General features: G+C 72.7%; 29 protein-coding genes and 3 tRNA genes. 11 read left to right on the forward strand and 21 right to left on the reverse strand.

Features of this window, described 5'->3' with window-relative positions; genetic code table 11:
- Positions 1–120 precede the first annotated feature (120 nt).
- The 6 genes from QSK45_RS29200 to QSK45_RS29225 all read right to left on the reverse strand — a co-directional run bounded on the left by QSK45_RS29200 (position 121) and on the right by QSK45_RS29225 (position 2,280).
- Entirely contained in the window at positions 121–705 is a 585-nt protein-coding gene (locus QSK45_RS29200) for a TetR/AcrR family transcriptional regulator (protein ID WP_285561872.1), read from the reverse strand.
- A gap of 126 nt (positions 706–831) precedes the next feature.
- Complete coding sequence (locus QSK45_RS29205) at positions 832–1,260, reverse strand: MaoC family dehydratase (protein ID WP_285561873.1); 429 nt, start codon at positions 1,258–1,260, stop codon at positions 832–834.
- A 7-nt stretch (positions 1,261–1,267) separates the two neighbouring features.
- Positions 1,268–1,720, reverse strand: a complete 453-nt coding sequence (locus QSK45_RS29210) for a MaoC family dehydratase N-terminal domain-containing protein (RefSeq protein WP_285561874.1) — start codon at positions 1,718–1,720, stop codon at positions 1,268–1,270.
- 113 nt (positions 1,721–1,833) lie between these two features.
- On the reverse strand, positions 1,834–1,998 hold the full coding sequence (gene rpmG, locus QSK45_RS29215) for a 50S ribosomal protein L33 (RefSeq protein WP_003948671.1): 165 nt from the start codon (positions 1,996–1,998) through the stop codon (positions 1,834–1,836).
- 90 nt (positions 1,999–2,088) lie between these two features.
- Positions 2,089–2,161: transfer RNA gene (locus QSK45_RS29220), tRNA-Met, on the reverse strand.
- A gap of 46 nt (positions 2,162–2,207) precedes the next feature.
- A tRNA-Thr gene (locus tag QSK45_RS29225) sits at positions 2,208–2,280 on the reverse strand.
- A 1,195-nt stretch (positions 2,281–3,475) separates the two neighbouring features.
- On the opposite strand from QSK45_RS29225, the gene QSK45_RS29230 reads away from it, so the two are divergent.
- The gene (locus QSK45_RS29230) at positions 3,476–4,726 is read left to right on the forward strand and encodes an amidohydrolase family protein (RefSeq protein ID WP_285561875.1); all 1,251 of its coding nucleotides are present in this window, start codon (positions 3,476–3,478) and stop codon (positions 4,724–4,726) included.
- A gap of 74 nt (positions 4,727–4,800) precedes the next feature.
- Positions 4,801–5,457, forward strand: coding sequence for an SDR family oxidoreductase (locus tag QSK45_RS29235; RefSeq protein WP_285561876.1), 657 nt, complete (start codon positions 4,801–4,803; stop codon positions 5,455–5,457).
- Between the two features lie 28 nt (positions 5,458–5,485).
- On the opposite strand, the gene QSK45_RS29240 is transcribed toward QSK45_RS29235, so the two are convergent.
- Both QSK45_RS29240 and QSK45_RS29245 read right to left on the reverse strand, forming a co-directional pair.
- Complete coding sequence (locus QSK45_RS29240) at positions 5,486–5,698, reverse strand: hypothetical protein (protein WP_046419406.1); 213 nt, start codon at positions 5,696–5,698, stop codon at positions 5,486–5,488.
- Positions 5,699–5,716: 18 nt separating this feature from the next.
- Complete coding sequence (locus tag QSK45_RS29245) at positions 5,717–5,941, reverse strand: hypothetical protein (RefSeq protein WP_285561908.1); 225 nt, start codon at positions 5,939–5,941, stop codon at positions 5,717–5,719.
- A gap of 219 nt (positions 5,942–6,160) precedes the next feature.
- Between QSK45_RS29245 and QSK45_RS29250 the strand changes: the two genes are divergently transcribed.
- Both QSK45_RS29250 and QSK45_RS29255 read left to right on the forward strand, forming a co-directional pair.
- Positions 6,161–6,487 carry an alpha/beta hydrolase gene (locus QSK45_RS29250; protein ID WP_285561877.1) on the forward strand — a complete coding sequence of 109 codons (327 nt, stop codon included), beginning with the start codon at positions 6,161–6,163 and terminating at the stop codon, positions 6,485–6,487.
- Between the two features lie 49 nt (positions 6,488–6,536).
- Positions 6,537–6,662, forward strand: coding sequence for a hypothetical protein (locus QSK45_RS29255; RefSeq protein WP_285561878.1), 126 nt, complete (start codon positions 6,537–6,539; stop codon positions 6,660–6,662).
- Positions 6,663–6,857: 195 nt separating this feature from the next.
- Here the strand turns inward: QSK45_RS29255 and QSK45_RS29260 are convergent.
- Positions 6,858–6,939, reverse strand: a tRNA-Tyr gene (locus tag QSK45_RS29260).
- 224 nt (positions 6,940–7,163) lie between these two features.
- Between QSK45_RS29260 and QSK45_RS29265 the strand changes: the two genes are divergently transcribed.
- Positions 7,164–7,652, forward strand: coding sequence for a YajQ family cyclic di-GMP-binding protein (locus tag QSK45_RS29265; RefSeq protein WP_285561879.1), 489 nt, complete (start codon positions 7,164–7,166; stop codon positions 7,650–7,652).
- 74 nt (positions 7,653–7,726) lie between these two features.
- Here QSK45_RS29265 and QSK45_RS29270 read toward each other — a convergent pair whose 3' ends face one another.
- Entirely contained in the window at positions 7,727–7,993 is a 267-nt protein-coding gene (locus QSK45_RS29270; protein ID WP_285561880.1) for a GlsB/YeaQ/YmgE family stress response membrane protein, read from the reverse strand.
- A 273-nt stretch (positions 7,994–8,266) separates the two neighbouring features.
- On the opposite strand from QSK45_RS29270, the gene QSK45_RS29275 reads away from it, so the two are divergent.
- The gene (locus QSK45_RS29275; RefSeq protein ID WP_285561881.1) at positions 8,267–8,668 is read left to right on the forward strand and encodes a YccF domain-containing protein; all 402 of its coding nucleotides are present in this window, start codon (positions 8,267–8,269) and stop codon (positions 8,666–8,668) included.
- Positions 8,669–8,786: 118 nt separating this feature from the next.
- Entirely contained in the window at positions 8,787–9,344 is a 558-nt protein-coding gene (locus QSK45_RS29280; RefSeq protein ID WP_285561882.1) for a DoxX family protein, read from the forward strand.
- 123 nt (positions 9,345–9,467) lie between these two features.
- Here QSK45_RS29280 and htpX read toward each other — a convergent pair whose 3' ends face one another.
- The 11 genes from htpX to QSK45_RS29335 form a co-directional block, all read right to left on the reverse strand.
- Entirely contained in the window at positions 9,468–10,331 is an 864-nt protein-coding gene (gene htpX, locus QSK45_RS29285) for a zinc metalloprotease HtpX (protein WP_285561883.1), read from the reverse strand.
- Between the two features lie 313 nt (positions 10,332–10,644).
- Positions 10,645–12,207: an NADH-quinone oxidoreductase subunit N gene (locus QSK45_RS29290; RefSeq protein WP_285561884.1), complete on the reverse strand. Its 1,563-nt coding sequence runs from the start codon at positions 12,205–12,207 to the stop codon at positions 10,645–10,647.
- Complete coding sequence (locus tag QSK45_RS29295; protein WP_285561885.1) at positions 12,204–13,832, reverse strand: NADH-quinone oxidoreductase subunit M; 1,629 nt, start codon at positions 13,830–13,832, stop codon at positions 12,204–12,206. The genes QSK45_RS29290 and QSK45_RS29295 overlap by 4 nt, the downstream gene beginning before the upstream one ends.
- A gap of 6 nt (positions 13,833–13,838) precedes the next feature.
- Complete coding sequence (locus QSK45_RS29300; RefSeq protein WP_285561886.1) at positions 13,839–15,833, reverse strand: NADH-quinone oxidoreductase subunit 5 family protein; 1,995 nt, start codon at positions 15,831–15,833, stop codon at positions 13,839–13,841.
- Positions 15,830–16,204 carry an NADH-quinone oxidoreductase subunit NuoK gene (nuoK, locus tag QSK45_RS29305; protein WP_285561887.1) on the reverse strand — a complete coding sequence of 125 codons (375 nt, stop codon included), beginning with the start codon at positions 16,202–16,204 and terminating at the stop codon, positions 15,830–15,832. Before nuoK ends, QSK45_RS29300 begins: the two co-directional genes overlap by 4 nt.
- Positions 16,204–16,842 carry an NADH-quinone oxidoreductase subunit J family protein gene (locus QSK45_RS29310; RefSeq protein WP_285561888.1) on the reverse strand — a complete coding sequence of 213 codons (639 nt, stop codon included), beginning with the start codon at positions 16,840–16,842 and terminating at the stop codon, positions 16,204–16,206. The genes nuoK and QSK45_RS29310 overlap by 1 nt, the downstream gene beginning before the upstream one ends.
- Positions 16,839–17,462 carry a NuoI/complex I 23 kDa subunit family protein gene (locus tag QSK45_RS29315; protein WP_285561889.1) on the reverse strand — a complete coding sequence of 208 codons (624 nt, stop codon included), beginning with the start codon at positions 17,460–17,462 and terminating at the stop codon, positions 16,839–16,841. The genes QSK45_RS29310 and QSK45_RS29315 overlap by 4 nt, the downstream gene beginning before the upstream one ends.
- The gene (locus QSK45_RS29320) at positions 17,462–18,430 is read right to left on the reverse strand and encodes a complex I subunit 1/NuoH family protein (RefSeq protein WP_285561890.1); all 969 of its coding nucleotides are present in this window, start codon (positions 18,428–18,430) and stop codon (positions 17,462–17,464) included. Before QSK45_RS29320 ends, QSK45_RS29315 begins: the two co-directional genes overlap by 1 nt.
- Positions 18,427–20,334 carry an NADH-quinone oxidoreductase subunit C gene (locus QSK45_RS29325; protein WP_285561891.1) on the reverse strand — a complete coding sequence of 636 codons (1,908 nt, stop codon included), beginning with the start codon at positions 20,332–20,334 and terminating at the stop codon, positions 18,427–18,429. Before QSK45_RS29325 ends, QSK45_RS29320 begins: the two co-directional genes overlap by 4 nt.
- Positions 20,331–20,933, reverse strand: coding sequence for an NADH-quinone oxidoreductase subunit B (locus QSK45_RS29330; RefSeq protein ID WP_285561892.1), 603 nt, complete (start codon positions 20,931–20,933; stop codon positions 20,331–20,333). The genes QSK45_RS29325 and QSK45_RS29330 overlap by 4 nt, the downstream gene beginning before the upstream one ends.
- A complete protein-coding gene (locus QSK45_RS29335) occupies positions 20,924–21,346 on the reverse strand; it encodes an NADH-quinone oxidoreductase subunit A (protein ID WP_285561893.1) in 423 nt (140 codons plus the stop codon). Before QSK45_RS29335 ends, QSK45_RS29330 begins: the two co-directional genes overlap by 10 nt.
- Positions 21,347–21,611: 265 nt before the next feature.
- Here QSK45_RS29335 and QSK45_RS29340 point away from each other — a divergent pair, with 265 nt between their 5' ends.
- The 4 genes from QSK45_RS29340 to QSK45_RS29355 form a co-directional block, all read left to right on the forward strand.
- Positions 21,612–22,847 (forward strand): sensor histidine kinase, encoded by a 1,236-nt coding sequence (locus QSK45_RS29340; protein WP_285561894.1) that lies wholly within the window; start codon positions 21,612–21,614, stop codon positions 22,845–22,847.
- A gap of 168 nt (positions 22,848–23,015) precedes the next feature.
- On the forward strand, positions 23,016–24,422 hold the full coding sequence (locus tag QSK45_RS29345; RefSeq protein WP_285561895.1) for a sensor histidine kinase: 1,407 nt from the start codon (positions 23,016–23,018) through the stop codon (positions 24,420–24,422).
- Between the two features lie 255 nt (positions 24,423–24,677).
- Positions 24,678–25,337: a response regulator transcription factor gene (locus QSK45_RS29350; RefSeq protein ID WP_285561909.1), complete on the forward strand. Its 660-nt coding sequence runs from the start codon at positions 24,678–24,680 to the stop codon at positions 25,335–25,337.
- A gap of 272 nt (positions 25,338–25,609) precedes the next feature.
- Positions 25,610–26,095, forward strand: a 486-nt coding sequence (locus tag QSK45_RS29355; RefSeq protein ID WP_285561896.1) for a 2-oxoacid:ferredoxin oxidoreductase subunit gamma family protein, incomplete at its 3' end; no start/stop codon positions are given.

Raw genomic sequence — 26,095 nt, forward strand, 5'->3', positions numbered from 1 at the left:
CCGGGGAAATGAGTTCCCAGCGTCGTGTTCGGTTAGTTATTGATGACTAACTTTCGCGGAGACGACGAGGCATGACGAGGCGAAAGGCCGTACGACCTTCCGCTCGCGCCCCTCCTGGACCTACGCCTTCAGTCCGCCCCTGGCGCCCGATCCGGGCTCGGCCGGAACCGTGGCCAGCCCCTCCCACACCCGGTGATCGCGGGGGAAGCCCATGGCCACCAGGCAGTTGATGAGCATTCCGTAGGCCATGAACTCGGTCGTGCCGCCCACGTCCGCGCCGAGCGGCAGGTGGACCGTGTCCCACAGCCGCGTCCAGCCGGCCCGTACGGCCTCGCCGAACTCCCGGTCGCCCTCCTCCTCGGCGGCGGCGACGGCCAGGTACATCTGCATCTGCATCATGAGCCGCGAGGGCTGCTCCACGAGGGCCTTGGTGTAGGCCGCGGCCATGGCGTGCAGGGCCGCCTCCCCCTCCAGGCCCTCGGTCGCCTCCTCGAACATGCGGATGGTGTCCTCCACGCAGCGTTCCGCCGCCGCGAGGAAGATCGCCCGCTTGCCCGGGAAGAGCCGGAACAGGTACGGCTGCGAGACGCCGACCCGCTTGGCGATGGCCTCGGTGGAGGTGCCGTAGTAGCCACCCCGGCCGAATTCCTCCATCGCCGCCCGGACGACGCTTTCGCGCCGCTCTTCCGCACTCATCCTGGACATGGAAGTAAGTTAGTACTCAATTACTACATCGGGCAAGGCGAGGGGATGAGCCCGACCGCGCGTAAGGGGCGCCCCGCCATGGCGGACGCCCCTCACTCCTGCCGCTCCCTCAGGAGCCCGCGGCTGTCAGGCCAGTCGTACGACCGCCCGGGACATGCCCAGCACCTTCTGGCCGGCGCTGGTCGCCGTGAGGTCCACACGGACCGTGTTGTCGTCCAGCTTGGCCGCGACCTTGGCGCTGACCTCGATCAGGGCGCCCTGGTCGTCGTTGGGCACGACGACCGGCTTGGTGAAGCGGACGCCGTACTCCAGGACCGCGCCCGGGTCGCCGAGCCAGTCGGTGACCACGCGGATCGCTTCGGCCATGGTGAACATGCCGTGCGCGATGACGTCCGGCAGACCCACCTCCTTGGCGAACTTCTCGTTCCAGTGGATGGGGTTGAAGTCCCCGGAGGCGCCCGCGTAGCGCACGAGGGTGGCGCGCGTCACCGGGAAGGTCCGCGCCGGCAGCTCGGTGCCGACCTCGACGTCGTCGTAGCCGATCTTCGCCGTCATCAGCTGCTCAAACCTCCTCGGCCGCGCGGGCCACGAGCTTCGTCCAGGCGGTCACGACGTGCTCGCCCGCCTCGTCGTGCACCTCACCGCGGATGTCCAGGATGTCGTTGCCCGCGAGGGACTTGATCGCCTCGATGGTGGAGGTGACCGTGAGCCGGTCGCCGGCGCGGACGGGACGGCGGTAGGCGAACTTCTGGTCGCCGTGCACGACCCGGCTGTAGTCCAGGCCCAGCTGCGGGTCCTCGATCACCTGGCCGGCGGCGCGGAACGTGATCGAGAACACGAAGGTCGGGGGGGCGATCACATCGGGGTACCCGTACGCCTTGGCGGCCTCCGGGTCGGTGAACACCGGGTTGGTCTCCCCCACGGCCTCGGCGAACTCGCGGATCTTCTCCCGGCCCACTTCATAGGGCGCGGTGGGCGGGTAGGTCCGTCCCACGAAGGACTGGTCGAGCGCCATGGCCCGGCACCTCCTGATGTCTGGTGTGAGGGTCCCAAACTAGCCGGGGCCCGACCGTCGAAACGCCGCGAGGCCGCCCCCTCGGAAGGGGACGGCCTCGCGGACGAGCCTTTTTATCGCGTTTCGCGGTGCGCGGTGTGCGCGTTGCAACGCGGGCAGTGCTTCTTCATCTCAAGACGGTCCGGGTTGTTACGCCGGTTCTTCTTGGTGATGTAGTTCCGCTCCTTGCACTCCACGCAGGCCAGCGTGATCTTCGGGCGGACGTCGGTGGCAGCCACGTGAGTGCTCCTAAGACGAACGGATGGGCTAGTTCAACGCAAGAAAGAGTAGCCGATTGAAGGACCGACCCCACAATCGGCTACTGTCAGTAGCGGTGACCGGACTTGAACCGGTGACACAGCGATTATGAGCCGCTTGCTCTACCGACTGAGCTACACCGCTTTGATGAGATCGGATCCCGTCTCGCGACGGGAACCTCTCACACCAGAGCCCCAAAACGGAATCGAACCGTTGACCTTCTCCTTACCATGGAGACGCTCTGCCGACTGAGCTATTGGGGCGAGCGATGAAGACATTACACGGTCCGCCGCCGTTCGCCCAAATCCATATCCGGAGGGGCCGGGGCGGTGTGCGGGACGGCTGACGGCGGGCCCGACGGGCGGGGCCGTGGGGCCTCTTGGGGTGGGCGCGGAGGCGTGCGGGCGGGATGGCCGGGTCCTGCGGGGCGGGGCGGGTACGGGGAGGCCACGTCGGCGGAACGGGCCGGGGCGCGGCGGTCCTGCCGCGCGGAGCGCGCGGGGCGGACAGGTCGGCGCGTCGGCGCACGCCGGGACGCGCCGGGAGGGCGGGGCGGCGGCACTCCCGCGCGGCACGTCGGCAGGGCGGGGCGGCAGGCCGGGCGCAAGCACGCCAGGAGGGCCGCGCCGGGCGCCGGAGGCCGGCGGGCGCACTCGGGGCGACCGCGCGGATCACACGTCGGGTCGGGTCGGCGCCGGGACGGCTCGTGGACCCGCACGGTGGGTCGGTCGCGGCAGACCACGTCGGAACGGCTCCGCGAACCGCCCTCCCGAAGGGACGGCGCGCACCGCCCCACGGAGCACGCCGACGGGCCGGGCGGACCTGGGCGGACCGAACCGTACGACGGCTCCGAGGGACGCCCCCGGGCCTCGGGAGCGACACCTGTGCCCGGCCGGGCACGCCGGTCGGGCCACGCGTGCCGCACCCGGAGGCCGACGGCCGGCGCCGCCACCACCACACTGATCGCATTGGCAAATCAGCACGCTGCGCCCGTCCAGGGCCAGGCCGGCCACACTTCCCACGCCGGCGCGGCCAACTGAGGCCCTCACTTATACGTGATGGGCGCGCCGACAGGGTCGTCCGCCTCGCGCCCGGAGGTACCCGAAGGCCGGAGCTGCCGCGCCCTCACAGATCGCACTGGCAAATCGAGGCCCGCCTCACGGCCCCGCACCCCACCCCGGCGCCCGGCGGGCCACTCCGGGTCGGCACACGGCCCGCGCCGGCAGGCCACACCGGTGACGCCCCGACCCGCTCCACCCGCCGAACGGGGCCACAGACCGGCGGGCCCCCGACAGACCGACAGGCCACGCCGGTACGACTATTGCGCTCCTGCACGACCTGCGCGGCCCGTCACCCTAGGCTCGACACGCCCTGTGTGATCTTGGGGCACCCCGAGCCTCCGGTCGCCGGTTCCGGCGCGCACAGGCACCCTCATGCCCTCCCCGACCCTGGAGCGCGATGCCCGACAGCCAGCCGCAGCCGCACCTGCCGTCGAACTCGTCGAATCCGTCGGGCGGCCTGCTGCTGTGCGGGGCGCGGCTGACCGACGGCCGGACCGTGGACGTGCGGCTGGGCGGCGGGCGGATCGAGGCGGTGGGCACCGCGGGCAGCCTGGCGCAGGGGCCGGCGCGCGGGGGCGCTCAGCGCATGGACCTGACCGGTTACCTGCTGCTGCCCGCCCCGGCGGAGCCGCACGCCCACGGCGACACCGCGCTGTCCGCCGAGCAGCCCGGCCCGGCCTCGTACGCCCCCGAGGACGTCCAGCGCCGGGCCACGGAGGCGGCGCTGCTCCAGCTGGGGCACGGGGCGACGGCGGTGCGCGCGCACGTGCGCGTGGGCGACGTACAGGGACTCGGCGCGCTCGGCGCCGTGCTCCGGGCGCGGCGGGCGCTGCGGGGGCTGGCGGAGCTGACGGCGGTGGCGATGCCCCGGCTGCTGACGGGGGTGGCCGGCGCGGACGGGCTGGCGATGCTGCGGGACGCGGCGAAGATGGGCGCGGCGGCGGTGGGCGGCTGCCCGGACCTGGACCCGGACCCCACCGGGTACGTGGAGGCGGTCCTGGAGGTGGCCGCGGAGCACGGCCTGCCGGTGGACCTGCACACGGACGCCGCCGACCCGGCCCGGTTGTCCCGGCTCGCGGCGATGGCGGGTGGTCTGCGCCCCGGCGTGACGATCGGCCCGTGCGCCGGCCTCACGCGCCTGCCCGCCGAGGTCGCGTCCCGCGCCGCGGACCAGCTCTCGGCGGCCGGGGTGACGGTCGTGTGCCTGCCCCAGGGCGGCTGCGGAGGCACCGACCGGCGGGGCGTGGCCCCGGTACGGCTGCTGCGCGCGGCCGGGGTACGGGTCGCGGCCGGCAGCGGAGCCCTGCGGGACGTGTCGAACCCCGTGGGCCGCGGCGACCCCCTGGAGGCGGCCTACCTCCTCGTCTCCGCCCATGGACTGCGTCCCGAGGACGCGTACGACGCCGTGGGCGCCACGGCCCGCGCGACGCTGGGTCTGCCCCGGGTCCGGGTGGAGGCCGGGTTCCCCGCCGAACTCCTCGCCGTGCGCGGCGACCATCTGCCGGGTGCCCTCTCCCTCGCGTACAGCCGGATCGTGATCCACCGCGCCCGGGTGGTGGCCCGTACCAGCTCGGTCCGCGAGTACCGGGACTCGGCGGCCGCCTCGGAGCCGGGCCTGCCGCGGCAGGGACGGGGTGAGGTGTCGTGAGGGCGGCCTGGGCCCGGCGTGCCGGGGCCCGACCCGTGCGGCGGGCGGGGGTTCCCCGGCGTACGGTCTAAAGCATGCGCATTGTCATCGCTGGAGGTCACGGTCAGATCGCACTGCGGCTGGAGCGGTTGCTCGCCGCGCGTGGGTACGAGGTCGCGGGGATCATCCGCAGGGCGGAACAGGGCGGCGATCTGCGGGCGGCCGGGGCCGAACCGGTGGTGCTCGACCTGGAGTCGGCCTCGGTGGAGGACGTCGCGGAACTGCTGCGGGGCGCGGACGCGGCGGTGTTCGCGGCGGGTGCGGGGCCGGGCAGCGGCACGGCGCGCAAGGAGACGGTGGACAGGGGCGCGGCGGTGCTGTTCGCGGACGCGGCCGTACGCGCGGGCGTGCGCCGGTTCGTGTTGGTGTCCTCGATGGGCGCGGACCCCGCGCACCAGGGCGACGAGGTTTTCGACGTCTACCTGCGCGCCAAGGGCGAGGCGGACGCGTACGTCACCCGTCAGCAGGACCTGGAATGGACGATCCTGCGCCCCGGCGCGCTCACCGACGACGCGGGCACGGGCCTGGTCCGCCTGGAGGCGCACACCGGGCGCGGCATGATCCCGCGGGACGACGTGGCCGCCGTGCTCGCGGAGCTGGTCGACACGTCGGCGACGGCCGGTCTGACGCTGGAACTGACGAGTGGTTCGACGCCGGTGTCGGTCGCGGTGAAGTCGGTGGCGGGGAACTGAGGCCGTAGCGAGGGCGGTTGGGCGCGCCTCAGAACAGCGGCAGCTGACCGGGGAACTCCGGCACGACGTAACCGTCCAACGTCGGCTGCGCGGCCCCGAGTCGGGCCTGCCTTCGGGACCCCTCGCAGGACACGAGCCGTGCGTCCTCCCGCGCTCCCGGCGGATCGTGCCGCGCGAAGCGGCCCGCCACGACGGCGATCTCGCGGTGGCACACGGGGCAGGTTCTGCGGCGGGAGGACATACCGCCAGTGTGCCCGCTTCAGGCGCGCGACTCCGCCTCCCAGCGCTCGGGCCCCATCCCGCGCCAGTCGATCAGCGGCGAGTCCGCGACCTGCTCGGGCTCGATCTCCAGCCCGGCCCGTCGCAGGAACTCCACCAGGTCCCGCACGTTGTGCGCGAGCCCCAGGATCTCCCCGTCCACCCGCACGCGGCGCCCGCCGCTCGGCGAGGGCGGCTGGACGACGATGGGCCGCTTCCCGGACATGCCTCCAGCATCGTCCGGCCCGGCGCTCTCCGCACCCGGACCCGTCGATCGATATTCGTTCATGCGTTCGATTCTAATGACTCGTGAGAGCGCGGGCCGCCGTGAGTGCGCGAGCGCGCCGGCCGGCACCGGGCGGTGCGGCGGCGAGCGGCCAGGCGGGACGGGCACGCTCGGGAGCAGGACACGGAAGGGGAGGGAGCACCGATTGCCGACGACCTGGTGGATCTGCTGGCGCGGCAGGGCCGAGGCGCTCATGTGGTCGGCCATGGCGACGGCGGCCTGGTGGCCACGCTCGCCGCCGGACGCCGTCCCGACCTCGTGCGGTCGCTGACGCTGATTCAGCCCGCCGCGTTCTTGGCGGCCGCCGGTCACCCGGCCGTCGAGGCCATGCTGCACCGGGCGCGGAACAGCGTCGGCGTGCCGGAGTCGGTGACGCCGGAACAGTATCCGCGCGCCTCCACGGAGGGTCTGGGAATGATCACGCCGGACGCCACCCCGCAGCGCCTTCGCGCCGTGGCCACGTCGATGCGCGAACGTCCGGCATGAGAAGCGGCAGTGCCCCTGGCCGCTGCGGGCCGCGCCGTGGCCGACGCTGGTGATCCGCGGGACCTGGCAGGACACGCCGGAGCCGTACCGCACGTACGCCGGGGAACCGCTGATCGCCCGCGCCGAAGCCGTGGCCGACGCCCTCGGCGCCGCCCTGCGCGGACTGCGGGGATAGCCGGCACCAGGTGCTTCGCCGTCCGGCGCTTCGCCATCACCCCCGTACGACCGGGGCCACGACGGCACGACCGCGCGCTCGCCCTCGACCCGCCCACGACGCCGCGAGTGGCCCTGCGCCACCACTGCTGCTCCACGAGAGACGAAGAAACCCTCCGACCTGCCATATCGGCTGATCGGAGGGTTTCCCTCACTGTGGCGGCGCCAGGATTCGAACCTGGGAAGGCTGAGCCGGCAGATTTACAGTCTGCTCCCTTTGGCCGCTCGGGCACACCGCCAAGTTTGCTGCCAATCGAACCCGCTTTCGGCGGCGTTCCCCGGCAACGACGTAAACAATACCCGATGCACGGGGGTGCTTCGCCACCTGGTTGATCTCCCGCTGTCGGGTCCCGGGGTGGCTAGGCTGGTGCGGATGCGGCCCGGCAGGATGCCGGGCCCGGCGGCCGCCGCCGCGCACGCCGGCACGCACCGACACGCACCCCGATACAAGGAGCCACAGGACATGGCCGACTCCAGTTTCGACATCGTCTCGAAGGTCGAGCGGCAGGAGGTCGACAACGCCCTCAACCAGGCCGCCAAGGAGATCTCCCAGCGCTACGACTTCAAGGGCGTCGGCGCCTCGATCTCGTGGTCCGGGGAGAAGATCCTCATGGAGGCGAACTCCGAGGACCGGGTGAAGGCTGTCCTCGACGTCTTCCAGTCCAAGCTGATCAAGCGCGGTATCTCCCTGAAGTCGCTGGACGCGGGCGAGCCCCAGCTGTCCGGCAAGGAGTACAAGATCTTCGCCTCGATCGAGGAGGGCATCTCCCAGGAGAACGCCAAGAAGGTGGCGAAGATCATCCGTGACGAGGGCCCCAAGGGCGTCAAGGCCCAGGTCCAGGGCGACGAGCTGCGCGTCAGCTCCAAGAGCCGCGACGACCTCCAGGCCGTGATCGCCCTCCTGAAGGGCAAGGAGTTCGACTTCGCGCTGCAGTTCGTGAACTACCGGTAGGGAACCGGGAGGAGAACGGAGACAAGGGTGGGGCCCTCCCGGGCGCCCACCCTTCCGTGCCGTCGGGGCGGTGCTCAGTCGCGGGAGTTGCCGAAGACCAGGCGGTAGGCGATCAGCAGCACCAGGGAGCCGCCGATGGCCGCGACCCAGGTGGCACCGTCGAAGAAGTGCTTGCTGACGGGGTGGCCGAGCCAGCGGGACGAGATCCAGCCGCCGACGAACGCGCCCACGATGCCGATGACGGTCGTCCCCAGGAGGCCGCCGGGGTCGCGTCCCGGCAGCAGGAACTTGGCTATGGCCCCGGCCACCAGCCCCAGGATGATCCAAGCGATGATGCCCATACCGCGAACCTTGCCCTTTCGCGCCCGGTGCGCACTCCCCGCGCCCGTGAGATCTTGGTGAAGGACCAGCGGATCGCCGTGCGCGCGTTCGTGCCGTCTTGGTGAACAGGACGCCGGCAAACCTCCGCCCGGTTGCCGTCGCAGGTCAGGCGTTCGTCCCGGAACGCCCACGATCACGCCGCAGGGGCGCCGAGGAGCCGCTCGAAGGACTGGTCGACTGATACTTGTGGCAGCAGGGAAACCCCCGGTGGAGTGACCTGAGAGGTGCCGATCATGAAGGTGTTCAACCTGCTGCTCAACATCCTGTGGCTGGTCTTCTGCGGCATCTGGCTGTCGATCGGGTACCTGGTCGCCGCGCTGATCTGTTTCGTGCTGATCATCACGATTCCGTTCGGCATCGCCTCGCTGCGCATCGCCGGGTTCGTGCTGTGGCCGTTCGGGCGCACCGCCGTGGAGAAGCCGGGCGCCGGCACCGGCTCGGCCATCGGCAATGTCATCTGGGTGATCTTCGCCGGCTGGTGGCTCGCCCTCGAACACCTGATCACCAGCATCCCGTTGTTCCTGTCGATCATCGGTATCCCCTTCGGCTGGGCGAACCTCAAGCTCATCCCGATCTCGCTGATGCCGCTGGGCCGCGAGATCGTCCGGACGGACCAGGCGTTCGGCGGCCGCTGATCGATGTGCGCGGGCGCAGTGCCTCCGCAATCATCGGTACGGGGACGGTCTTGGGGGTTCGGACGCCTGTCCAGGCTTGGGGGAAGCGCACCTTCCAAAATCCGTACGGAGTTCTCCGATGCCCAGGCACCACACCGGCCCGAGCGCCGCCGCCGCGCCGTCGGCCACCCGGCAGGGAGCCGGCCGTACGGGGGTGAGCGCCGGGGACTGCGGGCTGCTGCTCCTCCGGCTGACCTTCGGGCTGTTCCTCGCGGGGCACGGCTCCCAGAAGCTCTTCGGACTGTTCGGCGGCCAGGGGCTGACCGCTACCGCCAAGGGGTTCGAGTCGCTCGGCTACCGCCCCGGGCGGCTCTTCGCGTGCCTCGGCGGCCTCTCCGAGTTCCTCGGCGGCCTCGGCCTCGCCGCGGGCCTGTTCACGCCGCTCGCCGCCGCCGCCATCGTGGGTGTGATGATCAACGCCATGGTGACCGTGACCGCCGCCCACGGTCTGTGGGTGGACCGGGGCGGGGTGGAGTACAACATCGCCATCATCGTCGTCGCCCTCGCCGTCGCGGCCGTCGGACCGGGGCGGCTCGCGCTGGACCGGTTCTTCCGGTGGGGCGGGGGCGGGTGGCCCGAGGCGGCCTTCGTGCTCGGTCTCGGGGGCCTGGGGGCCGCACTCGCGCTGGCCTTGTAGACGAGCTGCCCCGCCGATCGGCCGTATGCCTGGTCGACCGGTTCGATGAGGGGCCCGGGATTCCGGTCGTACGATCAGCAGCCCGCGCCCCGCGGCCTCTCGCAGCCCGCGCCCCGCGGCCTCTCAGAGCCTGCGTCCCGCCATGCCCTCCAGGCGCGCGATCCGCTCCCCCATCGGCGGATGCGTGGAGAACATCTTGGACAGCCCCTGACCCGGACGGAACGGGTTCGCGATCATCATGTGGCTCGCGGTCTCGATCCGCGGCTCGGGCGGCAGCGGCAGCTGCTGCGTGCCGATCTCCAGCTTGCGCAGGGCGCTCGCGAGGGCGAGCGGGTCGCCGGTGAGCTGGGCGCCCGAGGCGTCCGCCTCGTACTCCCGGGAGCGGCTGATGGCCAGCTGGATCAGCGTGGCGGCGAGTGGGCCCAGGATCATGATCAGGAGCATGCCGAGCAGACCGGGGCCCTCGTCGTCGTCCGAACGGCCGATCGGGATCAGCCAGGCGAAGTTCACCAGGAACATGATCACCGAGGCGAGCGCGCCGGCCACCGAGGAGATGAGGATGTCCCGGTTGTAGACATGGCTCAGTTCATGCCCGATGACCCCGCGCAGCTCGCGCTCGTCCAGCAGGCGCATGATGCCCTCGGTGCAGCACACCGCCGCGTTGCGCGGATTGCGGCCCGTGGCGAAGGCGTTCGGGGCCTCGGTCGGGGAGATGTAGAGCCGGGGCATGGGCTGGCGGGCCTGCGTGGACAGCTCCCGGACCATCCGGTACAGCTGCGGGGCCTCGAACTCGCTCACCGGGCGGGCCCGCATCGCGCGCAGGGCCAGCTTGTCGCTGTTCCAGTACGCGTACGCGTTCGTACCGAGGGCGACCAGCAGCGCCACGATCAGTCCGGTGCGGCCGAAGAAGCTGCCGATGACGATGATGAGCGCCGACAGTCCCCCGAGGAGTACTGCGGTCCTGAGCCCGTTGTGCCGGCGGTGCACGGTACGCCCTCCAAGTGGTACAGCAGGGAACCCTTCGGTCCAGTGGACCCTCCCGCACTGGTCAACGCCAGGCGGGGGTCACAAGTTCCCAGGTGGGCGGGGGCGCACACGGCGGCCGTAGGAGTGAAGGGCTCCCGGGCCCCCTCGCGAGGACGTGTCGGGCCGCCCGGAGGCGCCCGCCGGACCTACCGAAAGAGCGCGGCCGGCCTCCTCGGAGGAACGCGGTCCGCGCCGCCGGCGAAGATCCGGTCCGCCGCCTCGGATGAGCCAGGTGCGCGCCGCCGACGACGAGGAGCCCGATGGTCCCCGTCCCTCAGAAGAGCCCGGTGGCCGCGAACCGCAGCACCAGTTGGGGCGCCCCCGACAGGGCCACACCGGCCAGCCCGGCGAGCGCGATCGCGGCCGTGAGCGGGGCCGGGACCCGGTGCCGGGCGGCCTCGCCCTCGGGGGCGCGGAACAGCAGGGCCGTCCACTGGAGGTAGTAGAAGAGGGCGATCACCACGTTGACGGCCATCACGACCGCGAGCCAGCCGAGGCCCGCGTCGACGGCCGCCGAGAACACGGTGACCTTGGCGAACAGGCCGATGATCCCCGGCGGCAGCCCGGCCAGGCAGAGCAGGAAGAAGGCCAGGAGGAGGGCGGTCACCGGGTTGGTGGCGTACAGGCCCCGGTAGTCGGAGATCCGGTTCCGGGCGCGGCCGCGGCCCACGACCGCGGCCACCGCGAACGCGCCCAGGTTCACGACGGCGTACATCAGGGCGTACGCGACGGTCGAGCCGATCGCCTTCCGCGCGTTCTCGGCGTACCCGGCCGCCGCGATCGGTACGAGGAGATAGCCGGCCTGGCCGACGGAGGACCAGGCGAGCAGTCGTACGGCGCTGTGGGCGCGCGTGGCCTGCTGGCGCAGCGCGCCGACGTTGCCGACGGTCATGGTGAGCGCGGCCAGGACGGCGAGCGCGGGGCCCCAGACGTCGGCGTAGGACGGGAAGGCCACGACGGTGACGAGGATCAGGCCGGAGAAACCGACCGCCTTGCCGACGACCGACAAGTAGGCGGCGACGGGTAGCGGCGCGCCCACGTAGGTGTCGGGCACCCAGAAGTGGAAGGGCACGGCGGCCGTCTTGAAGGCGAAGCCGATCAGGGTGAGGACGACGCCCGCCTGGGCGAGGGTGTGCAGTTGGCCGGCCGTGTCCGGAAGACGTTGGGCCACCTGGGTGAGGTAGAGGGTTCCGGTCGAGGCGTAGACGAAGCTGACGCCCATCAGGCTGACCGCGGTGGCGGTGACCGAGGACAGGAAGAACTTCAGGGCGGCCTCGGAGGACCGTCGGTCGCCGTACCGGATGCCGACGAGGGCGAACGCGGGCAGGGAGGCGACCTCCAGGGCCACGATCAGGGTGGCCAGGTCGCGGGAGGCGGGCAGCAGGGCGGCGCCGGCCGTGGCGGACAGCAGCAGGAACCAGAACTCCCCCGGCGGCACGCGCCGCCGGTCGTCGTCCAGGGTGGTGATCGACAGCAGGGCCGCGAGCAGTGCTCCGCCGAGGACCAGGAACTGGATGACGAGGGTGAAGTGATCGGCCGTGTAGCTGCACGCGCGCGGGGTGCCGTTCAGGCAGAAGGTGGCGCGGTCGCCGTCCAGGAGGGGCAGCAGCATCAGCGCGGCGGCGACGAGTCCGGCGACGGAGATCCAGCCGAGGACGGCCTTGCGGGCCTCGGGCAGGAAGAGGTCGGCGACGAGCACTCCGAGCGCCACGACGGCGGCGATCAGGGGCGGGGCGACGGCGAGCCAGTCGACGGACTGGACGAGCGAGGCGGCGAGGGGCTGTCCGAGGGGGTGGGCCAGCGACCCGGCGGACTGCGCGAGGGGCTGGACGCTCATCGGGTGCCTCCTGCGAGCAGCTGGTGCACGGCCGGGTCGGTCAGGCCGAGCAGGGTCCGCGGCCACAGCCCGGCGACGACGGTCAGGGCGACGAGCGGGCTCCAGGCGGCGAACTCGTAGCCCTGGACGTCGGCGAGCTTCGGGACCTCGCGCTCGGCGCCGCCCATGCAGACCCGGCGGACCACGATCAACATGTACGCGGCCGTCAGCAGGGTGCCGAAGGCGCCGATCGCCATGAAGGTGAGGAAGGCGGGGCGACTGAGGCCGGCGGCGGGCTCGAACGCGCCGAACAGGGAAAGCATCTCGCCCCAGAACCCGGCGAGTCCCGGCAGCCCGAGGGAGGCCACGGCGCCGAAGGCGAGCAGTCCGCCGAGGCGGGGGGCCTTGCCGTACAGGGCGAGTCCGGTCGCGGATCGAATCGGCGCGGCGGAGCCGCCGGTCGAGGGGCGGTGGTCGGACGACGGGAGGGAGAGCGTGTCGAGGTCGGTGCTGCCGGTGCGGTCCTTCAGGGCGCCGACCAGGAAGAACAGCAGGCCGGTGATGAGGCCGTGGGCGATGTTGGCGAACAGGGCGCCGTTCACGCCGGTCGGGGTCATGGTGGCGATGCCGAGGAGGACGAAGCCCATGTGGCCGACGGAGGAGTAGGCGATCAGCCGCTTCAGATCGCCCTTCGCGCCCTGTTTGGCGAGTGCCAGACAGGCCAGGGACCCGTAGATGATCCCGACGACGGCGAACGCGGCGAGGTACGGCGCGAAGGTGCGGAAACCGTGCGGCGCGACCGGCAGCAGGATCCGTACGAACCCGTACGTGCCCATCTTCAGCAGGACGCCGGCGAGCAGCACCGAGCCGGTGGTCGGGGCGGCGGTGTGGGCGTCGGGCAGCCAGCTGTGCAGCGGCCACATCGGGGTCTTGACGGCGAGCCCGAGTCCGATCGCGAGAACGGCGACGACCTGCACGGAGGCGGTCAGGGACCGGCCGTTGTCAGTGGCGAGTGCCACCATGTCGAACGTGCCCGCCTTGATTCCGATCAGGAGCAGGCCGAGCAGCATGACGACGGAGCCGAGCAGCGTGAACAGGATGAACTTCCACGCGGCCCGGGTCCGCCCCTCGCCGCCCCAGCGGGCGATGAGGAAGTACATCGGGATCAGCACGGTCTCGAAGGCGAGGAAGAACAGCAGGAGATCGAGCACCGCGAAGGTCGCGAGCGTGCCGGTCTCCAGCAGGAGCAGCAGGGCGACGAACGCCTTCGGGGACGGGCCCGTGGGCGGCTTGAAGTAGGAGTACAGCGCGCACAGGAAGGTCAGCAGCGCGGTCAGCACGACGAGGGGGAGGGAGATGCCGTCGATGCCGAGGTGGATCCGCACGTCGAGCGCGGGGATCCAGCTGATGTCCGTCGTGGCCTGCATCCTCGACGGATGGTGGTGGTCGAAGCCGAGCGCGAGCAGGATCGCGGCGGCGAGGATCACGCCGGTCACGGTGACGCCGTGCCGCAGCACGGACTGCTCGGGGGACTTCCCCTTCAACCCGGGCGGGGCCGGGAGGAGGACGGCGACGGCGCCGAGGAGCGGGCCGACGACGACGAATGCCAGAAGGAACCGCATCACGGACTCGTTGATATCGATCACGCCTGCTCACGCTCCCGTGGCGACGAGGACGACGGCGACCGCCAGGACGACGGTGCCGGCGAGCAGCGCGCTCACATAGGTCTGCACATTGCCGGTCTGGGCGCGGCGTACGGCGGCCCCCAGCAACCGGGGCAGCGCGCCGGCGGCGCCGACGTAGGTGTCCACGACCTCCCGGTCGAGGAAGCGGACGAGGCTCGCTCCCGCCCGTACCGGGCGGACGAACAGCGCCGCGTAGACGGCGTCGAGGTGGAAGCCGACGGCCGCGTGCCGGTGCAGCGGGCCGAGCAGCGCCCGTCCGGGGTCCGCCGGGTCGGGGGCGTAGGCGATGTCGCCGTAGGCCGGGGTGTGGGTGGCGATGGCCTCGGCCTCGACCAGTGCGGCGTCGGCCTCGGGGTGGGCGGCGACCGCGCCGAGCGGGGGGCTGACGAGGCGTCGGGTGGTGCGCTGCCAGACGCCGTAGGTGAGGAGGACGCCGACCACGGCGAGACCCGTGCCGAGGATGGAGGTGAGCGGGGTCGGGGTCAGGGAGTTGCCGTCGAACCAGCCGGGCAGCGCGCGGTAGGCGAGCCCGCCGAACGCCAGGGAGGGCACCGCGAGGACCCACAGGACCACGGTCATGGTCAGCGGCTGGCGGCCGTGGTCGGGGACCTCGGCGCCCCGGCCGCGGAAGGCCAGCAGCCACAGCCGGGTGGCGTAGGCGGCGGTGAGTACGGCGGTGACCAGGCCGGCGACGAGGACGAGCCGGCCCGCCGCGCCGGGCACGTGCGCGGTGTCCCCGTGGGCCGCGTGTTCGGCGGCGCCGAGCACGGACTCCTTGGAGAAGAAGCCGCTGAACGGCGGGACCGCGGCGAGCGCGAGCAGGGCCACGGTCATCGTCCAGTAGGCGTCCGGGACGCGCTCGCGCAGGCCGCGCATGCGGGACATGGCGGCCAGCGAGTTGGTGCCGGCGGCGTGGATGACCACGCCGGCGGCGAGGAACAGCAGCGCCTTGAAGGCGCCGTGGGCGAGGAGGTGGAAGACGGCGGCACCGCGGTCTCCGACGGCGAGGGCGCCGGTCATGTAACCGAGCTGGCCGACGGTCGAGTAGGCGAGGACGCGCTTGATGTCGTCCTGGGCGAGCGCGGCGAGACCGGAGCCGGTCATGGTGACGGCGGCCATCACGGCCAGCACGAGCATCGCGGCCCGGGACGCCTCGAACACCGGGAGGAGACGGGCGACGAAGTAGACACCGGCGGCGACCATCGTGGCGGCGTGGATCAGCGCCGAGACCGGCGTCGGGCCCGCCATGGCGTCCGGGAGCCAGGTGTGCAGCGGGAACTGCGCCGACTTGCCGGCCACGCCGGCGAGGAGCAGCAGCGCGACGAGGGTCGGGTGGTGCAGGCCGCCGCTCGCGACGGTGCCGAGGACGCGGGTGACGCGGAAGGAGCCGGCGTCGGTGGCGAGCGCGAACAGGCCGATCAGGAACGGCACGTCGCCGAGCTTGGTGACCAGGAACGCCTTGAGGGAGGCGGCGCGGGCCTCGGGGGTCTCCCAGTAGTGGCCGACCAGGAAGTAGGAGCAGATGCCCATGACCTCCCAGCCGACCAGCAGCACGATCAGGTCGCCGGAGTAGACGACGAGCAGCATCGCGGAGGTGAACAGGGAGACGAGCGCGGCGTACGAGGGGTAGCGCGGGTCGTCGCGCAGATAGCCCGTGGAGTAGATCTGCACGCAGGTGGCGACGAACGCGACGAGGACCGCGACGAGCGCGGCGAAGCCGTCGATGTGCAGGGCGAGTTCGACGGGCACCGAACCGGTGGGCGTCAGCTCCGTGTGGGCGTCCAGGACCGGTCCGCCGCCCTGGTGTACGGCGACCAGCGCGGCCAGTACCAGCGAGGCCAGCGGCGGCAGCACGGCGAGCGGGCGCACGAACCCGGGCGCGGTGCGGCCGAGCAGCAGCCCGGCCGCGGCGCCGAGGAACGGCAGGAGGGGGACGAGTACGGCGAGGGTGGTCGTGGTCACGCGGTGGCCTCGGTCTTCTGTGCCGCGACGGCACCCGGTTCCGCGCCGTCGGGGCCTTCGGCGGTGTCGCGGAGCTTGTCGATGTCGGAGGTGCCGCGGTTGCGGTACACGGCGAGCACGATCGCCAGGCCGATGCCGATCTCGGCGGCCGCGACGGCGATGGTGAACAGGGTCAGTGCCTGGCCCGAGTGCAGGGTGTCGCGGGCGGCGCGGGCGAGCCAGACGTCGAAGGCGACCAGGTTGAGGTTGACGGCGTTGAGCATCAGCTCGACCGACATCAGGACCAGGATCGCGTTGCGACGGGCGAGGACGCCGTACAGGCCGGTGCTGAAGAGGAGGGCCGAGAGTACGGCGGGGTAGACGAGGTGCATCAGCGGGCGCCGTCCTTCCGGGCGGAGGGGACGGCCGGGGGCGTGCCGTCCGCTTCCGTGCCGTCCGCTTCCGTCCCGGTGCCGGCCTTGGCCTTGCGGGACAGGACGATCGCGCCGACCAGGGCCGCGAGGAGCAGTACGGACAGGGCCTCGAAGGGCAGCACCCAGTACCGGAACAGGCTCGCGCCGGTGACGCGGGTGCTGCCCGCGGCCGGTCCGGTCAGGTCGATCCAGGTCGTACGGAAGGCGTCGGCGACCACCCACACCAGGGCGACGGCGGCGGCGACCGCGACGGCCAGCGCGGCCCAGCGGTTGCCGGAGTCGGCGTCCGGGGAGCGGCCGATGGGGGCCCTGGTGAGCATCAGCCCGAACAGGAGGAGCACGACGACGGAACCGACGTAGATCAGGACCTGCACCCAGGCGATGAACTCGGCCGTGAGCAGCAGGTACTCCACGGCGAGGCCACCGAGCGCGACGACCAGCCACAGCGCGGCGTGCACGAGCTGCCGGGTGGTGACGGTGATCAGCGCGGCGCCGAAGGTGACCAGGCCGACGAGGAGGAAGGCGATCTCGACACCGGTCGGCGAGAGGAAGCCGTGCGGGGCCGCGGCGAGACTCGGCGCGGGGGCGGGGGTCATGCGTCGCCCTCCTCGGGGCCTGCCGGTGCGCCGTCGGCCCGCGCGGCCTCGGCCTGGGCTGCTTCGGCCTGGGCCGCGGCGGCCAGTTTCTCGGCGGTCTTGCGGGCGGCGGCGATCTCCTTCGGCTCCTCCGCGCCCGGGTCGAGCGCGGGCGGGGCCGGGACGGTCCACATCCACTCGCGGAGCTTGTCGCGCTCGTGGGTGAGCTCGTGGATGTCGGTCTCGGCGTACTCGAACTCCGGGGACCAGAACAGCGCGTCGAAGGGACAGACCTCGATGCAGATACCGCAGTACATGCACAGGGAGAAGTCGATGGCGAACCGGTCGAGGACGTTGCGGCTGCGCTCGCGGCCGCCGGGGGCGGCGGGCGGGACCGTCTCCTTGTGGGAGTCGATGTAGATGCACCAGTCGGGGCACTCGCGGGCGCACAGCATGCAGACCGTGCAGTTCTCCTCGAACAGGCCGATCACCCCCCGGGTGCGGGGCGGGAGTTCGGGCAGGGTGTCCGGGTACTGCTCGGTGCCGTGCTTCCTCGTCATCGTGCGCAGGGTGACGGCCAGGCCCTTGGCGAGGCCGGAGCCGGGGATGCGGGGCCGGGTGGGCGGGAGCGACGCAGCCATCAGGAGATCACCACCTTGACGATGCCGGTGAGGGCGATCTGGACGAGGGAGAGGGGGACGAGGAGGGTCCAGGACAGCTTCTGGAGCTGGTCCTCGCGCATCCGCGGATAGGTGACGCGGAGCCAGATGACGACGAAGGCGAGGATCGCGGCCTTCAGCAGCGTCCAGACCCAGCCGAGCCCGTCGGCGCCCCAGGGGCCGTGCCAGCCGCCCAGGAAGAGCACGGTGGTCAGGCCGCACAGGACGACGATGCCGGCGTACTCGGCGAGCAGGAACAGGGCGAAGCGCAGTCCGGTGTACTCGGTGTACGCGCCGAAGATGATCTCCGAGTCGGCGACGGGCATGTCGAACGGCGGGCGTTGCAGTTCCGCGAGTCCGGCGACGAAGAAGACGACCGCGCCGATGAGCTGCCAGGGCAGCCACCACCAGTGGAAGGCGTGCAGGATGCCCGGCAGGGAGACGGTGCCGGCGGCCATCGCGACGGAGGCCGCGGCGAGCAGCATCGGCAGTTCGTAGGCCAGCAGCTGGGCGGCGGTGCGCAGGCCGCCGAGCAGGGAGAACTTGTTGGCGCTCGCCCACCCGGCCATGAGCGAGCCGAGCACGCCGACGCCCATCACCGCGAGCGCGAAGAACACGCCCGCGTCCAGGGCCTGTCCGACGGCGCCCTCACCCGGGCCGATCGGGATGACGAGCAGGACGAGCAGGTACGGCAGCAGGGCCACGGCCGGCGCGATCTGGAAGACCCGGCGGTCGGCCTCCGCCGGCACCACGTCCTCCTTCTGCGCGAACTTCACCCCGTCCGCGACCAACTGGGCCCACCCGTGGAACCCGCCCGCGTACATCGGCCCGAGCCGCCCCTGCATATGGGCCATCACCTTGTGCTCGGTCTGCCCCACGATCAGCGGGAAGGCGAGGAACACGACGAACACGGCCACGAGCCGCAGGGCGACGTCGAGTGCGCCGTTCACTGCGGGCCTCCTGGGGGATTGGTCGGGGGGACTTCGGGGTGGTGGTCGGGGGCGGTCGGCGGTTGGCCGGTGGCGGGCTCGGACCCGGCCGGCCGGGACGGCTCGGGGGACTCCGAGGGCTCGGGGGACTCCGATTGCTCGGGGGACTCCGAGGGCTCGGGGGACTCCGAGGGCTCGGGGGACTCCGAGGGCTCGGGCGATCGCGACGACCCGGCCGACCGCGACGGTTCGGGCGCGGGCCCCGGCTCGGCAGGCTCGCCAGGCCGCGGCTCGGAGGGCCCGACAGGTCCCGGCTCGGCGGGCTCGACAGGCCGCGGGCCCTCGGACCGCTCCGACGCCGGCTGCGCCTCGGGCGATTCCGACGGCTCGCGCGCGGGCCGCGCCTCGGCCGCATCGCGGGGACCCATGGGTTCCGACGCCGGGTCGGCCTCCGGCGCCCCGGGCCGGTCCGACGCTCCCCGCCGCTCCGACGCCCCGGGGGCGGACAGCGGCTCGGACGCGGGCCGCGCCTCGGCCGCCTCACCCGGATCTGCGGGCTCCGGCTCCCGGGCGGGCTCCGGCGACCGGCGCTGCCCGGGGCCCGTACGCGGCTGCCCGGCGGACGGCGAGGCACCCTGCTCAGGCGCCTCGGAGACGGTCTGCCGCCCGGCGGCCCCGTGCGGTTCCACGGCACCTCGCTCGGCCACCTCGCGCGTCTCCGGCTCGGCGGGCTCGTCGAACGCGGGGCGGGCGTGGTGCCACGGGGCGTCCGAGCCGCGCGGCGTCGTACGGCGGGCGGGGCGCTCGGCGCCGCCGGCACCCGAGGGCTCCTCCCCCGTCTCGGTCGCCGGGGGCTTCGGGGCGCGCTGCGAGGCCGAGCCCTCCGAGGCGCTGCGGGCGCGACGGGGACGGGCCGGCGCCGGGGCCGGCTCGTGCGCCGTCGGAGCCTCGGCCGCGGGACCCTCCACCGGGGCCTGCGCGGCATCACCCCCGGCCGCCTGGCTCACCGAGCCCTCGCTCGCGCTCCGTGAGCGCCGCGGCCGGGCCGGAGCACCGGCAGCGGGGCCCGCCCCGGCACCAGCCGCACCCTCCTCGGCCGCCGGTTCCCCACGCTCCCCCGCCACCTGACTCGCCGAACCCTCGCTCGCGCTCCGTGTCCGCCGCGGCCGGGCCGGAGCACCGGCGGCGGCACTCTCCGCCGCCTGGCTCGCCGAGCCCTCGCTCGCGCTCCGCGTCCGCCGGGGGCGAGCCGGGGCGGCGTCCTCCGTCGCGGCCGGCCGGCCCGCCGAGCCCTCCGCCGCTGTGCGGGTGCGTCGTACCGGGCGGTCACCGGCGGCGCGGGCCGGGGCGGCGGGGAGCTGACCCTTCAGGGGCCCCCACTCGTTGGGGTCGGGAACGCCCGGCGGCAGCATCTGGCGGCGCTTGGGGCCGCCGTGCTCGGACTCGCCCGGTTCCTTCGCGCCGGGCCACGCCTTGGCGACGCGGGCGGCGAGGACGAAGTCCTTGCGCAGGGGGTGGCCCTCGAAGTTCTCGGGGAGGAGAAGGTGTTCGAGCCCCGGGTGGCCCTCGAAGGTCACGCCGAACATCTCGTGCGTCTCGCGTTCGTGCCAGGCCGCCCCGGCGTACACCCCGACGGCGGACGGCAGCACGGGCACCGAGTGCGGCACGGTCGTGCGCAGGAGGAGGCGGCGGACCGGGTTCAGGGCCACGACGTGGGCGGACACGCGGAAGCCGGTGCCCGGTTCGTCGACCGCGCTGAGCCAGTCGAAGTACGTGCAGGTCAGCGTCGTACGGGCCGTCTCCAGCGCGGTGAGCCAGGCGGACGGCGGAACGTCCACCGTGAGGACCTCGTACGACTCCTCGGCGACCGCCTCCGCGCCGAACAGTTCCTCCGCGGGGGCGGGCAGCCAGCCGGCCGTGCTCATCGCGCGCCCTCCTCGCCGGCCGGGGCGGCCGGCCGTACCAGGCCGCTCTGCAGCGCGGCCGCGGACGGCCGGCCGGCCCCGTGGCCGTACCGCTCCCCCAGCGACTCGGCGGCGATCTTCTCCTGGAGCTTGAGGATGCCCTGGAGCAGCGCCTCGGGACGCGGCGGGCAGCCGGGCACGTACACGTCCACGGGAATGATCTGGTCGACACCCTTGGTGACGGAGTACGAGTCCCAGTACGGGCCGCCGCAGTTGGAGCAGGCTCCGAAGGAGATGACGTACTTCGGCTCGGGCATCTGTTCGTACAGTCGCTTGACGGCGGGGGCCATCTTGTCCGTGACCGTGCCCGAGACCACCATCAGGTCGGCCTGGCGGGGCCCCGGCGCGAAGGGGATGACTCCGAGCCGGATGAAGTCGTGCCGGGCCATCGACGCGGCGATGAACTCGATCGCGCAGCAGGCGAGGCCGAAGTTGAAGACCCAGAGCGAGTAGCGGCGGCCCCAGTTGAGGACCACCTTCATGGGCTCGGGGGCCAGCCGGGCCAGCGCCCCCAGCCGCTTGGGCTCCGGGAGGTGAACGGGGTCCGGGGTCACGTCCATGCCAGGACGCCCTTCTTGTATGCGTACAGCAGGCCCACGGCGAGGAAGCCGAGGAAGGTGAACATCTCCACGAGGGTCGTCGCACCGTAGCCGCGGGCGGCGAAGACCGTCGCCCAGGGGAACAGGAAGACCGAGTCGACCGCGAAGATCACGTACAGGAAGGCGTAGACGTAGTAGCGGACCTGGGTGTGGGCCCAGCCCTCGCCGACGGGGTCGACGCCGCACTCGTAGGTCAGGAGTTTCTCAGGGGTGGGCACTACGGGGCGCAGCAGGCGGCCGGCGCCGAACGCGACCGCGACGAACAGCACGCCGACGACGGCGAGCAGCCCCACGGCCGAGTAGGACCGGAAGTATCCGGCCGCGGTGACGACGTGCGTCGCGGCGATGGTCGAGTCCCCCAGCGTCTCCCGCACCGTCCGTCCCTCGCTCCCTGACCTCGTGACCTGTACGCACGGGAGTCTAGGCCCTGATAAAGAGACGGTAAGCAGGCAGTCACGCCGGGAGACGCCGGGGCGGCACGGGTACGGCGGCGGGTACGGCGCCTCGCTTCCCCGGGGCCGGCGCGCACGGCCCCGTGCGGAGGGCCTCTGACGTGGCCTGGGGTGGGGTTTTCCCCCGTGGGCGGAGGGCGGCGTACCGCATGGCGCGGAGGGTGCCGCATTCGGCAGGCTGTCCGGTATGACCGCTCCCAGCTCCGCCGCCGACCGGTACGACGGCCCCGACCGGTACGACGGCCCCGACCGCCCCGGCATATCCGGCCGGCCCGACGACACCGACCGCTTCCCGCCCCCGAGGCCGGCCTACCCGGTGCACACCTGGAAGGAGATCGCGCACCTCCTGCTGAACCTGCCGATGGCGGTGTTCGGCTTCGTCTACGCGATCACCGTGCTGTCCGTCGGCGGCGCCCTCACCCTCACCGTGGTCGGCCTGCCCCTGCTCGCTCTGTCGCTGCTGGGTTCCCGGCAGCTGGGGAAGCTGGAGCGGGCGCGGGCGCGGGCGCTGCTCGGGGTCCGGGTGGAGGAGCCGTCGCCGCTGCCCCTCGCCCGCGGCGGGAGCATGTTCCAGCGGGCGTGGATGGCGCTGAAGGACCCGGTGGGCTGGCGCACGCTGCTGTACGACGCGATCCGGCTTCCCTGGGGCATCCTCACCTTCTGCACCGTGCTGATCTCGCTGTTCGTGCTGTGGCCCGTGCTGCCGTACGTCGCCCGGGGCCTGGCCGGCGTGGACCGGGCGATGGTGCGCGGCCTGCTGTCCCCGTCCGACGAGCTGGAACGCCGCATAGCGGAGCTGGAGTCGGACCGCGGCGTCGTGGTGGACACGGCCGCCGCCGACCTGCGCCGCATCGAGCGCGACCTGCACGACGGCGCCCAAGCCCGGCTGGTCAACCTGGCCATGGGGCTGGGCCTGGCCAAGGAGAAGCTGCTCGAGGACCCGGACACCGCCGCGGCGATGGTGGCGGAGGCGCACGGCGAGGTGAAGCTGGCCCTCCAGGAGCTGCGCGACCTGGCCCGCGGCATCCATCCCGCCGTCCTCACGGACCGGGGCCTGGACGCCGCCCTGTCCTCGGTCGCCTCCCGCTGCACGGTACCGGTCAAGGTGACCGTGGACCTCGCGGACCGTCCGGCGCCGGCCATCGAGGGCATCGCCTACTTCACCGTCTCCGAGCTGCTGCAGAACGTCAGCAAGCACAGCGCGGCCCGGTCCGCCTCGGTCGACGTGTGGCGCGCCGGGGACCGGCTGCTGATCCAGGTCCACGACGACGGCCGGGGCGGCGCTGGTCTCGACGGCGGCAGCGGAATGCGGGGCCTGGCGGAGCGGCTCGGCGCGGTGGACGGCCTGTTCGCGGTCGAGTCCCCGGCCGGCGGCCCGACGGTGGTCACGGCCGAACTGCCGTGGCGGGACCGGGAGAAGTAGCGGCGAGGGGCGCTCCGCGGACGTCCTTCGGCCCCCTGGGACCGGGTGGGGGTGGGGAAAACCCCCGGTCGAGGACGCCGACGGACTCCATGGTCCGGAACGGCGCGGCGCACGACTCTTGAGGTACGGCTGAAACCGCCGCTGGGACGAGGAGACGGGACGACATCGATGGCCACGGAGTACGGACACGGCGGGTACGGCCGGGGGTACGAGCCCGGCGACGAAGGCCGGTACGCATACGGCCCGCACCTCGGCCGTCCCGCCGGGACCCCTGGAATCCCCGGACGCGGCCGCCGTCCCCGGATCCCCCTCGCGCTGCGGGCGCCGTTCGAGGCCCGTGCCTGGCGGGAGCTGGGTCACGTCCTGCTGAGCCTGCCGGTCTCGGTGGTGCTGTTCACGTGGACGGTGACGATGGTGTCGCTGGGCGCGGGCCTGCTGGTGACCTTCCTCGGGGTGCCCGTCCTCGCCGCTGCCCTGGCCGGCTGCCGGGGCTTCGGCGCGCTGGAGCGGGCGCGGGCGCGGGCGCTGCTGGACCTGGACGTGCCCGGTCCGGAGCCGCTGCGGGTGCGCAAGCCCGGCGCCCTGGCCTGGATGGGCGCGGTCCTCAAGAGCGGCGCCTCCTGGCGGAGCCTGCTGTACACGCTGGTGCAGTTCCCCTGGGCGGTGTTCACCTTCACGGTCACGGTGACCCTCTGGACTCTGGGCTGGGGCCTGCTGACCTACCCGCTGTGGTTCTGGGTCTTCCCGGCGTACGTGGGCCAGGGCGGTGTCCAGCTGTACGGCGACGATCACCACCGCATCTATCTCGACAACCCCTTCGAGATCACCGTGACCACGCTGGTCGGGCTGCTGTTCACGCTGGCCATGCCCTGGCTGGTGCGTGCTCTGACGACGGTGGACGGGCTGCTGGTGCGGGGGCTGCTCGGCCCGTCGCTGCTGTCGGAGCGGGTGGTGGAGCTGGAGTCGGACCGGGGCGTCGTGGTGGACACGGCCGCCGCCGACCTGCGCCGCATCGAGCGCGACCTGCACGACGGCGCCCAGGCCCGGCTGGTCGGTCTCGCGATGGACCTGGGGCTGGCGAAGGAGAAGATGCGGGAGGACCCGCAGGCGGCGGCGCGCATGGTGGAGGAGGCCCACGGTGAGGTGAAGACGGCACTCCAGGAGCTGCGCGACCTCGCCCGGGGGATCCATCCGGCCGTGCTGACCGACCGGGGCCTGGACGCGGCCCTGTCGGCGGTGGCGTCCCGGTGCACGGTGCCGGTCCGGGTGGAGGTCGATCTGCCGTCCCGTCCCGCGCCGGCCATCGAGGGCATCGCCTACTTCACGGTCTGCGAGCTGTTGCAGAACGTCGCCAAGCACAGCGGGGCGCGCTCCGCCACGGTCGATGTGTGGCGCTCGGAGGACCGGCTGATGCTCCAGGTGACCGACGACGGCGTGGGCGGCGCGGACGCCGCCGCCGGCTCGGGCCTCGCGGGACTCAGGGGCCGCCTGGACGCGGTGGACGGCATCCTCCTGGTGGACTCCCCGGCGGGCGGGCCGACCCGGGTGATAGCGGAGCTGCCCTGGCGCGGTTGACCAGCGCCGCGAGCAGCGGCCGAGCAGTGGCAGGCCAGAGCCCCACCGGCGGAGGATCGGCGTCCCGGCCAACGGCCGCCTGACGGCCAACTAGCTTTTGACCAGCGGATACACCGGCGCTCGACCAGTTATCCACAGGGCGTGGCACGCTGTGTGCCGATTCCTGGAATGCTTGGTCCTCGTACGAAGGCGCGTCCCCGGCGGACGTCGCCGTGGGACCGGGCAGGACGGGGGCGAAGGATCGTGGAGGACAGGGTGCGGGTGGTCATCGCCGAGGACTCGGTGCTGCTCCGGGAGGGCTTGACCCGGCTGCTGACCGACCGGGGACACGAGGTGGTGGCCGGGGTCGGGGACGCGGAGGGGCTGATGAAGACCATCGCCGACCTGGCCGGCGAGGGCGCGCTGCCGGATGTGGTGGTGGCGGACGTGCGGATGCCGCCGACGCACACCGACGAGGGGGTGCGGGCGGCCGTGTCCCTGCGCAGGACGCATCCCGGTCTCGGGGTGCTGGTGCTGTCGCAGTACGTGGAGGAGCGGTACGCGACCGAACTGCTGGCGGGTTCCACCCGGGGCGTGGGCTATCTGCTCAAGGACCGGGTGGCGGACGTCCGGGAGTTCGTGGACGCGGTGGTGCGGGTCGCCGAGGGCGGTACGGCGCTCGACCCGGAGGTGGTCACGCAGTTGCTGGGCCGCAGCCGCAAGCAGGACGTGCTGGCCAAGCTCACCCCGCGCGAGCGCGAGGTGCTGGCGCTGATGGCGGAGGGGCGCACGAACTCGGCGATCGCCCGGGAGCTGGTCATCAGCGACGGAGCGGTCGAGAAGCACGTCAGCAACATCTTCCTCAAGCTCGGGCTGGCGCCGAGCCAAGGGGACCACCGGCGGGTGCTCGCGGTGCTCACCTACCTGAACTCCTGACGGGCGTCGCCGGCACCGGGTCGGGGGTCCTGGCGTCAGGGTCGTGTCAGAGGATCCGGCTTCCGTGGGAAAGAGGGGGTACCCGGCAGGAGAGCGGAGGGTGGAACCGGGGAAGGAAGCCCTGACATGTCAGCGCGACCCGTCGTCTCGAAACATCATCCCAATCTGCGGATGACCTCGGGAAGGCGACCCTAACCGACGTAGGGTTGATCCTGGGATGGTCCGTGGGACGACCACGCCCCGGACAGCCGCCTCGAAGGAGGTCCAGTTCAGTGACCAGCCAGGTCAGCAGCCCAACGGAGCAGACCGACGGATCCGTCGTCGGGGAGCAGCGCAAACCGGGCGGCACGAAGGATGTGCGCCGCCTGGACCGGGTGATCATCCGGTTCGCGGGGGACTCGGGTGACGGCATGCAGCTCACCGGTGACCGTTTCACCTCGGAGACCGCTTCCTTCGGCAACGACCTCTCCACCCTGCCGAACTTCCCCGCCGAGATCCGCGCACCCGCCGGCACCCTGCCCGGCGTCTCCTCGTTCCAGCTCCACTTCGCCGACCACGACATCCTCACGCCGGGCGACGCGCCGAACGTCCTCGTCGCGATGAACCCGGCCGCGCTGAAGGCCAACGTCGACGATCTGCCGCGGGGCGCCGAGATCATCGTGAACACGGACGAGTTCACCAAGCGGGCCCTGCAGAAGGTGGGCTACGACGCCTCGCCGCTGGAGGACGGCTCGCTGGACGGCTACGGCCTGCACCCG

The sequence above is a fragment of the Streptomyces hygroscopicus subsp. hygroscopicus genome (assembly GCF_030269125.1).
GTDB classification, from domain to species: domain Bacteria; phylum Actinomycetota; class Actinomycetes; order Streptomycetales; family Streptomycetaceae; genus Streptomyces; species Streptomyces hygroscopicus_C.